The sequence below is a fragment of the Janthinobacterium sp. FW305-129 genome (assembly GCF_020858115.1).
Lineage (GTDB): Bacteria > Pseudomonadota > Gammaproteobacteria > Burkholderiales > Burkholderiaceae_D > Janthinobacterium.
In genome coordinates this window covers 608,965-621,606 of record NZ_JACYMM010000001.1, presented here as the reverse complement: position 1 = coordinate 621,606, position 12,642 = coordinate 608,965, and the positions used below count along the sequence as shown (strand labels likewise).

9 protein-coding genes are annotated in these 12,642 nt (G+C 64.0%); 6 read left to right on the top strand and 3 right to left on the bottom strand.

Annotation, left to right across the window (positions count from 1 at the left end; translation table 11 throughout):
- Positions 1-38: 38 nt before the first annotated feature.
- Both IGS61_RS02675 and IGS61_RS02670 read right to left on the bottom strand, forming a co-directional pair.
- Positions 39-1,064, bottom strand: coding sequence for a LacI family DNA-binding transcriptional regulator (locus tag IGS61_RS02675; RefSeq protein WP_230538171.1), 1,026 nt, complete (start codon positions 1,062-1,064; stop codon positions 39-41).
- Between the two features lie 238 nt (positions 1,065-1,302).
- A complete protein-coding gene (locus tag IGS61_RS02670; RefSeq protein ID WP_230538170.1) occupies positions 1,303-3,396 on the bottom strand; it encodes an Ig-like domain-containing protein in 2,094 nt (697 codons plus the stop codon).
- A 179-nt stretch (positions 3,397-3,575) separates the two neighbouring features.
- On the opposite strand from IGS61_RS02670, the gene IGS61_RS02665 reads away from it, so the two are divergent.
- The 5 genes from IGS61_RS02665 (at position 3,576) to IGS61_RS02640 (ending at position 8,142) form a co-directional block, all read left to right on the top strand.
- Positions 3,576-4,826 (top strand): Hsp70 family protein, encoded by a 1,251-nt coding sequence (locus IGS61_RS02665; RefSeq protein ID WP_230538169.1) that lies wholly within the window; start codon positions 3,576-3,578, stop codon positions 4,824-4,826.
- Between the two features lie 117 nt (positions 4,827-4,943).
- The gene (locus tag IGS61_RS02660) at positions 4,944-5,573 is read left to right on the top strand and encodes a 3'-5' exonuclease (protein ID WP_230538168.1); all 630 of its coding nucleotides are present in this window, start codon (positions 4,944-4,946) and stop codon (positions 5,571-5,573) included.
- Positions 5,574-5,749: 176 nt separating this feature from the next.
- Entirely contained in the window at positions 5,750-7,138 is a 1,389-nt protein-coding gene (locus tag IGS61_RS02655; RefSeq protein ID WP_329958032.1) for a tetratricopeptide repeat protein, read from the top strand.
- A 102-nt stretch (positions 7,139-7,240) separates the two neighbouring features.
- Positions 7,241-7,717, top strand: coding sequence for a DUF4262 domain-containing protein (locus IGS61_RS02645; protein WP_230538167.1), 477 nt, complete (start codon positions 7,241-7,243; stop codon positions 7,715-7,717).
- On the top strand, positions 7,714-8,142 hold the full coding sequence (locus IGS61_RS02640; RefSeq protein WP_230538166.1) for a DUF6386 family protein: 429 nt from the start codon (positions 7,714-7,716) through the stop codon (positions 8,140-8,142). The genes IGS61_RS02645 and IGS61_RS02640 overlap by 4 nt, the downstream gene beginning before the upstream one ends.
- Positions 8,143-8,160: 18 nt before the next feature.
- Here the strand turns inward: IGS61_RS02640 and IGS61_RS02635 are convergent, their stop codons facing one another.
- The gene (locus IGS61_RS02635; protein WP_230538355.1) at positions 8,161-9,948 is read right to left on the bottom strand and encodes a GGDEF domain-containing protein; all 1,788 of its coding nucleotides are present in this window, start codon (positions 9,946-9,948) and stop codon (positions 8,161-8,163) included.
- A 414-nt stretch (positions 9,949-10,362) separates the two neighbouring features.
- Here IGS61_RS02635 and IGS61_RS02630 point away from each other — a divergent pair, with 414 nt between their 5' ends.
- A complete protein-coding gene (locus tag IGS61_RS02630; protein WP_230538165.1) occupies positions 10,363-12,558 on the top strand; it encodes a prolyl oligopeptidase family serine peptidase in 2,196 nt (731 codons plus the stop codon).
- Positions 12,559-12,642: the final 84 nt, after the last annotated feature.

The following is a 12,642-nucleotide window of genomic DNA, read 5'->3' as shown; positions in this document are numbered from 1 at the left end:
GTACGGCGAGGGGCAGGCAACAACGCCATGGGCGTTTTTCAGGCGGCGGCCATCATGCCGAAGTGGGGAGGCGCGCCGGTCAGCCTGGCCGTACTCCCCTCGACCAGATACGAGCAGTACCGTCTCCGCTCGGCGCTGCCGCCGCGCCTCTCCATCAGTTCGCCCAGCATGGCGACGGCATCGGTGGCCATCTTTTGCACGGGCTGGCGCAGGGTGGTGATGTCGTAGCTGAGCCAGCCGGACGCTTCCAGCGCGTCGAAGCCGGCCACGGACATCTGCAGCGGCACCTGGATGCCCATCTGGTGGCGCGCCGTGTCCAGGCAGCCGATGGCCATGATGTCGTTGCCGCAGATGACGGCGTCCGGCACGCGGCCCAGGCGGTCGATGACCTTGCGCAAGCCCCGGCCGCCGCTGGCGTAATCGTAGTTGCCGCTGACGACGATGGGCGCGGGCAAGCCCAGCGTGAACAGGCGGTCCAGCATGCCCGCCTTGCGTTCCTGCGCGACGGCCGAGTCGCCGGGGCCGTCGATGATGGCGAACTGGCGGTGGCCCGCGTCGGCCAGGCGCGAGACGAGCAGGCGCGCCGCTTCGCCCTGGTCGCACAGCACGGCATGCACGGCGTGTTCGCGGGGGCTGCGGTTGAACAGCACCAGCGGCACGTCGCGCCGGGCGAATTCAGCCATCTGCTCGTCCGACAGGCAGGCGGCGACGACGGCGCCGTCGACCTGGTATTGCCACACATCGCTCAAGACCTTGCCGATGTCCGCTTCGCGCTCCAGGGTAAACAATAACAAGCGCTTGCCGAGGCGGGCGATTTGCTGGCTCAGGTCGGACAACACTTGCGGATAGTACAGATTGGCCAGGTTGGAAATGATGACGGCCACCAGGTTCGAGCGGCGCGTGATCAGGCTGCGCGCGGCCGCGTTGGGGATGTAATCGAGGGTGATGGCCGCCTGCATGACCTTGGCATGCGTGGCTGGCGAGACGCTGGCGCCCGGCTTGAAGCAGCGCGATACGGCCGATTGCGACACGCCGGCCAGCAGGGCCACGTCATACGAGGTCACGCGCCGTCCGGCACCGGGTATGGCGCGGGCAGTGGTGCCGGGTGTCCTGGCTACAGTATTCTTTTTTCGCATATTGGTTTGGCAAGCAACCTGTCTCAAAGTATTCCTGCAGGCCCGGCCGCTTGTGGCGGCCTGGGCGGGAAAAATGAGCATAGCGAAAATATTTCCATGTGGCAAGACTGTTTTCTTATCCATGTTGCAAATAATTTGATTGAATGGCAAGTGGTATGCTTGCCCCTTAGTCGGCACTGTCGCAGGGGCCGCTGCCATAGGGGCTGAGGCGTCCCGGCGGGTCCACGCGGCGGGCGCTGAAGTCGCTGGCCAGGACGGGTAATGGAAAATCCGCGGTGGCGCTCGCCTCCGTGCCGCTGACGGTGCCCCGCACGGTCAGGGCGACCTCTACCCAGGAACCAAAGTTGCGCGGATAGCTGATGGTCACGGTGGCCATGCCCAGCGCGTCGCTCAGGCCGCTGGCGCTGACGGTCAGCGGGATGCCCGGGTCGAGCACGCCATTGCCGTTGCGGTCGTAGGCGGCGTCATAAATGCCGTTGCGCAAGACGTCTTCGTTGGCGCAGCTGTAGTGGGGCAGGGCCAGGCGCCACACGCCCGTGTCGGGGAATTCGGGCTTGTCCGCTTGCCACACATAATATCCCTTGGCATAGCGGCTGGGCCAGGCGGCGGCCGTGATGGCGACGCCGGACACGGCATTGCCGGCGCTGTCGGACACGAACACGGCAAAGTCCTTTTGCAGCACGCCGGCCGAATACTCGCGCAGCAGGCTGCCCGTGCCCAGCTTGATCGACAGCGCTTGCCGCGCCACCGTCAGGCGCACGAGGGCCGCGGCTGCCGCTTGCGGGGCGCCCTCGATGCGGGCCTGGATCAGCACGCCGTCGCGGCCGCTGTCGGCCGGACCCGCCACATACGCGGCGCGCGCCAGGCCGTCGCTGCCCGTCAGCACCCGGCCCGCCTGCCGCAGGTAGCCGCCGCTGGGGTCGCTCAAGATGGTGAACACGACGGGCGCATTCTTGACCAGGTTGTTCGCCGCGCCGTCGCGCACCACGGCGCTGATGGTGCTGATACTGGTGCTGGCGTTGTCGGCCGGGGCCGCCGAAGTGCCCGTATTTGCGCGCAGCACGGCCGGCTCCGCCTGCACGGCCAGCTTGCTGGCTGGGCTCAATGGCGCGACGAATTCCAGCCGCGTCTGCGCCGAAGGGCCGCCCGCCACGGCGGCCGTGACGGTGGCCACGCCCGCGTTGGCCGACTGAATATAGCTGCGCGGCAAGTTGCCGTTGCTAAAGATCAAGCTGGCGGGCAAGGCCTGGCTGCAGGCGCTGTCGCCGAACAGGCTGCCGCGCGTGGTGGACAGGCTGGCGCTGCCCGTTTGCGCCACGCCCGCCTTGTCGTAGCGCGCGTCGATGGGCTGGCACGCCAGGGTCGCCACTTCCGGCAGCACGTCCGCGCCGCTGGCGTCCTGGCCCACGGCCGGACTCAGGCGCAGGTCGCTGCCGGCCACGGCATACGCTTGCGTGGCGGCGGCGCCCAGCGCGCTGACGGACACGGCATCCTTGCCCAGGCTGTTTGCCGTCAGGCGCAGCACCAGCTGGCCCTGTGCATTGCTGAGCGCCGCGCCGCCATCCCTGACACGCAGGCCGTTGCCGGTGCCCGTGCTGTAGGCGATGGCGGCGCCGGCCACGGGCCGCTTTGCCGAGTCGCGCACGGTGACGGTGAGGTCGGCGCCCTGGCCCAGCATCAAGGCGGCCGGCCCCAGCAGTTCCACGCTGCTGCCCGTCACCGCCACCGTGCCCTTGCCGCTGCGCGTGCCGACATTCGCCGTCACGGTGATGCTGCGGTTGCCGTTGGCGCCACCGGTGCCCAGCAGCGCGCGCGCCTGGCCATTCTTGTCCGTCACGGCATCGACGCTGCCGAGGATGCCGGAATCGGCGGCAAAGGAAATTTTTGCGTTTGGCAAGGCCAGGTTGGCGCCATCCTTGACGAGGGCCGTGACGGCCACCTCGCTGCCGGCCAGGCCCGCCGAGGCCAGTTCCGTGCTGGAAAACACCAGGTTGACGGCGCTGGCCAGGCTGGCCGGTTCGGGCGGCGTGACGGGCGGATTCACGGGTGGCGTCACGGGCGGGGTGACTGGCGGCTTCACGGGCGGCACAATGGGCGGCGGCGGGCTGCCGCCGCAGCCTGCCGTGCTGTGCAGCGAACAGCCGGCGCCGGCCTGGGTATCGGTGCCGCCTCCGCCGCCGCAGCCGGCCAGGAACACGAGGAAGGCAGCCAGCCAGGCGGCGGGCAGGCGGGGCAGTTGGCGTACGGGGGCGTAGGGCACGATGGGTCTCCGGAAGCTTGCCGAGTTGCTCGGCATCAATTTCCCAAGAGTAGCTTTTGCGCGCGGCCAGTACTTGATGCAAAGCAAGCTTATGCTGTTGACCGAGCCGAACGGTTTTTTCTGGTGCAATGGCCTGCGTTCTGATAACATAACGCCCCTTTATTCAGGGAAGGGTCGACATGGCCAATGCTTGCGGCGTCGATTTCGGCACGTCAAATTCCACGGTAGGCTGGGCGCGTCCCGGGCAGAGCACCATGCTCGGCCTGGAAGATGGCAAGACGACCCTACCGTCCGTCGTCTTCTTCAATGCGGAAGACGAGGAAGTCAGTTTTGGCCGCGCGGCGCTGGCCGGCTATCTGGCCGGTTACGAGGGGCGCTTGATGCGCTCGCTGAAAAGCTTGCTGGGCACCAGTCTCATCGATGGCCAGACGGAAGTGGGCGGCCGCGCCTTGCCCTTCCGCATGTTACTGGCCCAATTCATCGGCGAAGTGAAGCGCCGCGCCGAGCAGTCCGCCGGCCGCGAATTCACGTCCGCCGTGTTCGGCCGTCCCGTCTTCTTTATCGACGACAATGCGCAAGCCGACCAGCTGGCGCAGGATACGCTGGCCGAAGTGGCCCGTTCCGTCGGTTTCAAGGACGTCGCCTTCCAGTTCGAGCCGATCGCCGCCGCCTTCGACTACGAGTCGCAAATCGACAGGGAAGAGCTGGTGCTGATCGCCGACATCGGCGGCGGCACGTCCGACTTTTCGCTGGTCCGGCTGTCGCCGGAGCGGGCGAAAAAGACGGAGCGCCGCGACGACATCCTCGCCACGGGCGGCGTGCATATCGGCGGCACGGACTTCGATAAATACCTGAGCCTGTCTTCCGTCATGCCTCTGCTCGGCTATGGCAGCCGCCTGCACAACAATAGCGAAGTGCCGTCCAGCTATTATTTCAACCTGGCCACCTGGCACACGATCAACCTGGCCTATACCAAGAAAATCTGGGTACAGCTGGCCGACGTGTGCCGCGATGCGCGCGAGCAAGATAAAGTGAAACGGCTGCAAACGCTGATCGACGAGCGCGCCGGCCACTGGCTGGCCATGAAGGTGGAAGAGGGCAAGATTGCCCTGTCCGACGCGGCCGAAGTGCAGCTGGAACTGGACCGTCTGTCGCCCGCGCAAAGCCTGTTGCTCAAACGTACGCAATTCGACGACGCCATCGGCCATTTGTGCGGTTCCGTGGAAGAAACCGTGCTGCGCTTGCTGCGCGATGCGGGCGTGGCGCCGCAAGACGTCGACACCGTGTTCTTCACGGGCGGTTCCAGCGGCGTGCGCTTGCTGCGCGAAAAGATCGCCGCCCTGGTGCCGGCCGCGCGCAAGGTCGAAGGCGATTTGTTCGGCAGTATCGGTGCCGGTCTCGCGCTGGACGCCGTGCGCAAATTTGGTTGATAAAATGTGCATGGCGGCGTTGCCGCGTCTTGCCGTACTAGTGTACTGTCTGCGACGCGGCGCCTTGCCCTGCGCATTTTATCGATACACCCACTGTTGCACCCACGAAAGCGCCCCATGAATGTGTTTGACAAACCGATCGTCATGATCGACTTCGAGACGACCGGTTTATCTCCCGACATGGGCGACCGCATCACGGAAGTGGCGGCCTTGCGCATCGAGGGCGGGCAGATTACGGACCGCTATGTGACCCTGATCAACTGCAATGCCCGCATTCCCGCGTTCATTACAGGCTTGACGGGCATCACGCAGGCCATGGTGGACAAGGCGCCGCCCGTGGCCGAGGTAGTGCCGCAGTTGCTGGATTTTATCGGCAGCGATGCCTTGTCGGCGCACAATGCCAGCTTCGATGAAAAATTCCTGCGCGCGGAAAGCGCCAGGCTGAACCTGACGCCGGCGCACCAGTCGCTCGTGTGTTCCTTGAAACTGTCGCGCCGCGTGTTTCCCGGCCTGTCCAGCTACAAGCTGGGGCTGCTGTCGAGCCAGTTGGGCATCGCCTTCAAGAGCGCCGCCCACAGGGCCGAGTCCGATGCGGAAGTGGCGGCGCAAGTGCTGATCCATATCGGCCGCCATTTGCGCAGCAGCTACGGCATCGCCGATGTCGACGCGGATTTGCTGGTGTCGCTGAACAAGCTGGCCGCCGCCAAGGTACCGCAATTCCTGCAAAAGCACCCATCACGCCACTGATCTCCGCATCGCCTACAGGCGGGCTCATCAGAACGATATAATTTTGTTATTTCCTTTGAGCCTGCTCAAGTCCTTTCCCCGCATCGAATTTAAAATTTAAGCAACACACGATTTCGCCGCCCTGGGCCGCCGTTTTGCGCGTGCTGCCGGCAAGCGCAATGTGGATGGGGGCGCACATGGACAAGCACCAGACTGCCAGAGATAGCCACCAGGCGTATATCTGGTTCCGCACGGCTGCCGAGCAGGGCAATGCCTACGCCCAGTTCAACCTGGGCTTGATGTACAAGAAGGGCGAGGGCGTGGCGCAGGACGATGCGCGCGCCTTTGTCTGGCTGCGCCTGGCCGCGCTGCAAGGGCTGGCTTTCGCGCAAAACCACCTGGGCGCCCTGTATTACCACGGCCGCGGCGTGGCGCAGAGCGACGAGGACGCCGTGCTGTGGTTTCGCCGCGCGGCCGCGCAGGGCGACGCCTCGGCGCAGCAAAACCTGGGACAGATGTACCGCAAGGGACGCGGCGTGCTGCAGAGCGACGAGCTGGCCCTGGCGTGGTTTTACCGCGCCTCCGAGCAGGGCGTGGCCAGCGCGCAATCCTTGCTGGGCGAAGCCTATGCGCAAGGGCTGGGCGCGAAAAAGAACGATGCGCTGGCCCTGGCCTGGTTCCGCAAGGCCGCCTTGCAGGGCGATGCGCAGGCGCAGCTGAACCTGGGTCTCGTCTACAAGCGGGGCCAGGGCGTGGCGCAAAGCGATGCGCAGGCGCTGGCCTGGTTCCGCCAGGCCGCTGCGCAAGGCCTGGCCGTGGCGCAGCGGCAGCTTGGCGTGGCGTATGCGGAAGGCCTGGGCGTGGCGCCCGATCAGTTGCGCGCCTACGCCTGGCTGCAGCGGGCGGCCGAGCAGGATGACGCCGACGCCCAGTTCAACCTGGGCCTGATGCTGGCGCGGGGCCAGGGCGTGGACCGGGACGAGGCGCGCGCCGTCGCCTGGTACCGGCGCGCCGCCCTGCAGGGCCATTGCATGGCGCAATACAATCTGGGCGGCATGTTTGCGGGCGGACGCGGCGTCGCCCGCGACTTGCGCCAGGCGCTGGACTGGTATGCCCGGGCGGCGGATCAGGGCGCGTCGAATGCGCAGTTCAACCTGGGCGTGATGTATGCGAATGGCCAGGGCGTGGCGCGCGACGCGGTGTGCGCCGTGCGCTGGTATCGCACGGCCGCCGAGCAGGGCGATGCCAGCGCGCAAAACAACCTGGGCGTCATGTATGCGAACGGCCATGGCGTGCCGCAAGACGATGGCCTGGCCGTGCAATGGTATGCGCGCGCGGCCGGCCAGGGCCATGCGCTGGCGCAGTACAACCTGGGCGGCATGTACAACAGCGGGCGCGGCGTGGAGAAAGATCCCGTCTGCGGCTACATGTGGCTGGCGCTGGCGGCCGAGGGCGGCGACAGCGGCGCGGCCCGGGCCAGGGAAGCGGCTGCCGCCAGGCTGGAGCCGGCGCAGCTGCAAGAGGCGCAGCAGCGCATGCGGCAATGGCACCAGGTGCGCTTCCCGCCGCTGCCGCCGAGCGACTGAGGCACCGGTGCCGCGCGCGCAGCGATGCGCACCGCATGCGATAATTGCTGAAGAGCATGTCGCGCAGGCGGCGCGGGTGTTGGACACAGTGAAAGGTGGAACATGGTAAGGCAGACAGGCGAGGATGCATCCGAGCAAAAAGTCATCGACGACATCGCCACGCATGGCTGGCATGGCGTGCATATCAGTGCCGATGAAGAAGGTCCCGGCTATGCCTTCACCATAGGTGCCGGCCACAGCTTCGGCCAGCCTGAATTTCTCATCATGGGCTTGCCGCGCTCCACTGCTCATCAGATACTCGACGTGGCGCTCGATGCCGTGCGCAGCGGCGCCATCACGGATTTTACTGCCACCACGGACGCCTTGCTGGAAGGCCATCCATGCGCCTTCGTGCGCGTGCCCGTCGAGCAATACCGCAACTACGTCGGCTATGCGCGCTGGTATTACCAGGGCGATGATTTTACCGTGTACCAGATCGTCTGGCCTTCGCGCGATGGCCATTTCCCGTGGCAGGCGCAAGCGAGCGCGCAGTACGTGGAAAGCCAGCCCCTGCTGGGACCGGCGCCGCTGGCCGCATGACGAGAATCGCAACCGGCACGGCCACCGTGTGCGTGTTCGACCCGGCCCTTCTGCGCCACAAGCTCGGCGACGACTGCGACTGGTGGAGCCTCCCCAGTGCGGAACTGGCGGCCGTGAATGCGGGGCACGTGGCGTTTTTCAACGTGGGCGGCGACGGCGCGTATGACATCGCCTTGCACGCCGAACTTGCCGAGCCCCAGGTAACCGTGCATCTGACTGTCGCCTCGGGCCGCGTCTTCATCGGCGCCGGCGAAGATGTCACGGGCGGCGGCCTGGAGCCGGACACGGCTTATGGCGGCCTGTTCCTGGACGTTCCCGTGGGCAATTGCCGCGTGCAGGCGCGCCGCGATGGCGAGCGCATCAGCCTGGCATTCGTGCCCGATGCGCGCGGCAGCAATACGTTTGACGACCTCGTGCGTATTTGATGCCCCGTTGAACCCTGGCTAGGCATCCATGCGGGCCACGCCCGTGCCTTGCCGCCTATCCAGGAACAGGCTGTTGCCGTGGATTTTCTTCGCTTGCTTCTTCGCTTCGGCCGCCTGCGTGGCGATCTGATGGTGCGTGTAGTACTGGTGCGCCTCGACCTTGATGACGCCCAGCGACAGGCTGATCAACGAATAAAACACTTTCTTGCCTTGCCGGTCTTCGCTGATGTAGCCGCCCCGTTCGCAGTCGCCCGTGCTGTAGTAGGCGAGGATGGCGGCCGCGAAGTCGTCCAGCATGGCGTGGCAGCGCGTTTCCCAGTCTTCGCTCTGGAACAGGATCATGAAATCGTCGCCGCCGATGTGGCCGATGAAATCGCGGTTCGGGTCGCAATGGCTGCTGAGGATTTCTCCCGTCAGCTGGATCACGTCGTCGCCCTTGCGGTAGCCGTACACGTCGTTGAAGGGCTTGAAGTGGTCGAGGTCGCAATAGCAGACCCAGAAGCGGCTGCCGCTGTGCAATAAGCGGTCGATATGCTCGTTGATGGGCACGTTGCCGGGCAGTTGCGTCAGCGGGTTGGCGTAGCGGGCCGCATTGATCTGCATCTGCGTGATTTCGCGCATCAGGTCGTGTCCCGTGCCCATGCCCAGGTAGCGGCCGTGTTCGGTGATGATGAAACCGTTGAACAGGTGGTGGGCGCTCGATTGCACCATGGTGTAGCTGAGCTCCTGCAAGCTCGTTTCGTGGTCGGCGATCAGGGGATTGGCATCCATGAACAGGCTGCACGATTTCTTGCCATACAGTTCGCGCTGGTAGGGACGGGCGAAGTGGTCGATCATTTCGAAGCGGCTGATCAGGCCCAGCGGCACGCCGTCGTCGACGACGGGGATGATCATCAGCTTCGGTTCCTTCAGGAAGATATCGTACACCTCGTTATTGTTCTTTTCCGGCGAGACGGCCGCCACGCGGTGCAGCAGCTTGCGGATGCTGGCGCCGTTCTTTTCCAGGCTGCTGCGCTGCGGATACACGGCCACGCCGTTGCGCCCCAGCGCCTGCACCACTTCGGCCGGCAGCGCCCGCGCCGGCACCGCATTGGGGCGTCCCAGGTGATAGCCCTGGCCGAACGCCACGCCCAGGTCGCGCAAGACCAGCAATTCCGTCTGCGCTTCGATGCCTTCGGCGATCACCAGGGTGCCCGATTTTTCCGCGATTTCCTGGATCGAGCGCACGAATTGCAGTTTCACGGGGTCATTATTGATGCCCTGGATGAAATGCATGTCGATTTTCACGTACTCGGGGCGCAGTTCCGACCACAGGCGCAGGCTGGAAAAACCTTCGCCCAGGTCGTCAATGGCGATCTGGAAACCCATGTTGCGGTAATGCAGCACCGCTTCGCGCATCAGCTCGTAGTCATACGTGGGCTGGTTTTCCGTCAGCTCGATGATGACCCTGTCCGGGTTGATGCCGATGTGCTCGATGTATTCCAGGGTTTCGCCATGGCGCGCATTGCGTAGCAGCAAGCATTCCGGGCTGACGTTGAGAAACAGTTTTCCTGGCAGCTGCAGTTCCGCAAAGCGTTCCAGCACGACTTGCCGGCACAAATGTTCCACTTCCAGCGTCAGGTCATGCGCGCGCGCCACCTTGAACAGATTCATCGGCGCGTGCAGGGGGCTGTCGGACGGCCCCCGTATCAAGCCTTCGTAGCCGATGATGTCGCCGCTGTGCATGTGGATGATGGGTTGGAACAGCGCGCTGAGCTTGCGGCCCGCCAGGATATCGTGCAAGGCATCCGTCCCTTCGATGGTCATGGCGGCCGATGGCGGTTTCAGGTAAGCCACATTCGATGGCATCGCGCCGGGCGGCACGGCGGTGGCGGAAGGGAGGGCGAGAGTGTGCATAGGCGGCTGTGGCGGCACGGCCTCTGGACGGGCCATGAACAAGTTGCCTATGGTAAGGACTATTTATGACGGCTTGATGAAACGTATTTGCTTTTGATAATGTTTCTTGCATGAACGTCAGTTTGCCGATTCCGGCGAAAGCGAGATTTATCACGGCAATTCCTTGGAATTGTCCAAATAAAAGACGGCAAATCCACCGGATAACTGTGCTTTAAAAGTGGCAATCCGCGCTATGATTTCTCTTGGCGAAAGTCAACATGGGCAGCCGCAGCGCGAGTTTGAACGGCTTGCTTTCCTCGACATCCAACAATGAGACAACAACCCATGCAATTACGTAGTGCAACCCTCATATTCAGCTTGCTGGCCGCTTTCGGTGGCAATGCCCTGGCGCAAAACGCCGCGATGCCAGCGTGCCCGGCCGGCGATGGCGCCCCCGTGACGTATCCGGTCAGCAAAAAAGTCGACCAGCAAGACAGCTATTTCGGCACCACCATCGCTGACCCCTACCGCTGGCTGGAAGACGCCAACAGCGCGGAAACGGGCGAATGGGTCACGGCGCAAAACAAGCTGACGCAGTCGTACCTGGGCACCATCCCCGAGCGCGCCGCGATCAAGCAGCGCCTGACCAAGCTGTGGAATTATGAGCGTTTCTCTACGCCAACGAAGCAGGGCGGCCGCTATTTCTACAGCCGCAATGACGGCTTGCAGAACCAGGCCGTGCTGTACACGGTGAAAAAACTGTCCGACGAGCCGCGTTTGCTGCTCGATCCGAACACCCTGTCCACCGACGGCACGGTGGCGCTGGCCGGCACCTCGATCAGCCCGAACGGCAAATACCTGGCGTATGCCACGTCCGCTTCCGGTTCCGACTGGAACGAGTGGAAAGTACGCGACATCGAATCGGGCAAGGATTTGACGGACCACATCAAGTGGGCCAAGTTCTCGGGCGCTTCGTGGACCAAGGACAATAAAGGTTTCTTCTACAGCCGCTATGACGCGCCGAATGAAGCGACCAAGCTGGCCGATATCAATTACTTCCAGAAATTGTATTTCCACAAGATCGGCACGCCGCAAAGCGACGACGTGCTGGTCTTCGACCGTCCCGACCAGAAGGAATGGGCGTTTGGCGGCAGCACCGTCAGCGACGACGGCAATTACCTGATCATCACGGCCACGCAGGGCACGGAACGCAAGAACCGCGTGTTTTATAAGGACTTGCGCCAGAAGAATGCCAAGGTCGTGGGCTTGCTGGAAGAATTCGACGCATCGTACGCGTTCATCGACAATGACGGCCCCGTGTTCTTCTTCAAGACGGACAACAAGGCGCCGAAATCGCGCGTGATCGCCATCGATACGCGCAAACCTGCGCCTGCCGACTGGAAAGAGATCGTGCCGCAAAGCGCGGAAACCCTGGTCGCCGTCAACCTGATCAACAACCAGCTGGTGCTCGATTACTTGAAAGATGCGCAAACGCAAATCAAGATCGTCGGTCTGAACGGCAAGCTGGTGCGTGAAGTAGCCTTGCCGGGCATCGGTTCGGCCGGCGGTTTCGCGGGCAAGCGTGGCGACACGGAAACGTTTTACTCGTTCACCAGTTTCACGACGCCGGCGACCATCTACCGCTACGACATGAAGTCGGGCAAGAGCACGGTGTACCGCCAGCCGAAGGTCGATTTCGACCCGAACGCCTTTGAAACGCGCCAGCAATTCTTCACCAGCCGCGACGGTACCAAGGTGCCGATGTTCATCGTCTCGAAAAAAGGCATGAAGCTCGATGGCACGAATCCGACCTACCTGTACGGTTATGGCGGCTTCAATATTTCGCTGACGCCGAGTTTCTCCGTGGCAAATCTTGCCTGGGTGGAAATGGGCGGCGTCTATGTGATGGCCAACCTGCGCGGCGGCGGCGAGTACGGCGAAGCCTGGCACCAGGCTGGTACCAAGCTGAACAAGCAAAATGTGTTCGACGATTTCATTGGCGCGGCGCAATGGCTGGTGGACAACAAGGTCACCTCGCCATCGAAGCTGGCGATCGGCGGCGGCAGCAATGGCGGCCTGCTGGTCGGTGCGGCCATGACGCAGCGTCCGGACCTGTTCGCCGCGGCGATTCCGCAAGTGGGCGTGCTCGACATGTTGCGTTTCCACAAGTTCACCGTGGGCTGGGGCTGGGTGCCTGACTACGGCTCGTCGGACGACGCCGAGCAGTTCAAGGCGCTGGTGAAATACTCGCCGCTGCACAACCTGAAGGCGGGCGGCTGCTACCCGGCCACCATGATCACGACGGCCGATCACGACGACCGCGTCGTGCCTGCCCACAGCTTCAAGTTCGCCGCCGCCGCCCAGGCAGCGCAAGGCGGCCCGGCACCCGTGCTGATCCGCATCGACAGCAAGGCCGGCCATGGCGCCGGCAAGCCGACGACCAAGCAGATCGAAGAAGTGGCCGATCGCTGGGGCTTCCTCAGCCGTTCGCTGAAGATGGCGCCGGTAGTGGCGGAGCCGGCCAAGGTGGCGGCGCAGTAATCTAGCTAAGGACACCGACCAAAACCTACTGCGCGTCGTGATTTACGGCCTGCGATGCTCACTGTACCTTCGTACAGTTGCGCT